This window comes from Psychrobacter sp. AOP22-C1-C5, assembly GCF_052378885.1.
Lineage (GTDB): Bacteria > Pseudomonadota > Gammaproteobacteria > Pseudomonadales > Moraxellaceae > Psychrobacter.
Window position 1 is genome coordinate 1 of the sequence record NZ_JBQSYC010000022.1, and the last position, 1,296, is coordinate 1,296.

Below are 1,296 nucleotides of genomic sequence, written 5' to 3' on the forward strand. Positions count from 1 at the left end.
AAAAAAAGAGGAATTACCCATGGCAAAGGCCAAGTTTGAACGTAAAAAGCCACACGTCAACGTCGGTACAATCGGACACGTTGACCACGGTAAAACAACCCTTACCGCTGCTATCGCAACCGTAGCTGCAAAAACCTCTGGTGGCGAAGCCAAAGACTACGCGTCTATTGACTCAGCTCCAGAAGAAAAAGCACGTGGCATCACCATCAACACCTCACACGTAGAATATGACACTGAAGCACGTCACTACGCACACGTTGATTGCCCAGGTCACGCCGATTATGTTAAAAACATGATCACTGGTGCGGCACAGATGGACGGCGCAATCTTAGTTGTATCAGCAACTGACGGCCCAATGCCACAAACACGTGAACACATCTTGTTGTCACGTCAGGTTGGCGTACCGTACATCGTCGTATTCATGAACAAATGTGATGCAGTTGATGACGAAGAATTGCTTGAGCTAGTAGAAATGGAAGTTCGTGAATTATTGAGCGACTATGACTTCCCAGGCGATGACACACCAATCGTTAAAGGTTCTGCTACTGAAGCTCTAAAAGGCTCACAAGACAAGTATGGCGAACCTGCTGTTGTAGAACTACTAGGCATACTAGACACCTACATCCCAGAGCCAGAGCGTGACATCGACAAAGCATTCCTAATGCCAATCGAAGACGTATTCTCAATCTCAGGTCGTGGTACTGTTGTAACTGGCCGTGTTGAGTCTGGTATCGTTAAAGTTGGTGACGAGATCGAAATCGTTGGTATCCGTGACACTCAAAAAACCACCTGTACTGGTGTAGAGATGTTCCGTAAACTGCTTGACGAAGGTCGTGCAGGTGAAAACTGTGGCGTACTACTACGTGGTACTAAGCGTGAAGACGTACAACGTGGCCAAGTACTAGCGAAGCCAGGTTCAATCACGCCGCACACCAAGTTTGACGCAGAAGTATATGTATTGTCAAAAGAAGAGGGTGGTCGTCACACACCATTCCTAAACGGCTATCGTCCACAGTTTTACTTCCGTACCACTGACGTAACTGGCGCAATCCAATTACAAGACGGTACTGAAATGGTAATGCCTGGTGATAACGTTGAGATGGGCGTAGAGCTTATCCACCCAATCGCTATGGACAAAGGTCTTCGTTTCGCTATTCGTGAAGGCGGCCGTACGGTAGGCGCTGGTGTTGTTGCTAACGTAAACAACTAAGATTGATGATATCAGAGCGATCTGATAACCATTGATTGATCAGTGAAAAGCCACCCTCGAATAGAGGGTGGCTTTTTTGTGGGCGA

Annotated in this window: 1 protein-coding gene; it reads left to right on the top strand. The window is 47.2% G+C overall.

The window, feature by feature from the left end; genetic code table 11:
* The first annotated feature begins 19 nt into the window (after positions 1–19).
* Entirely contained in the window at positions 20–1,210 is a 1,191-nt protein-coding gene (tuf, locus tag ACT3TH_RS13675) for an elongation factor Tu (RefSeq protein WP_444756327.1), read from the top strand.
* The last annotated feature ends 86 nt before the right edge of the window (positions 1,211–1,296 follow it).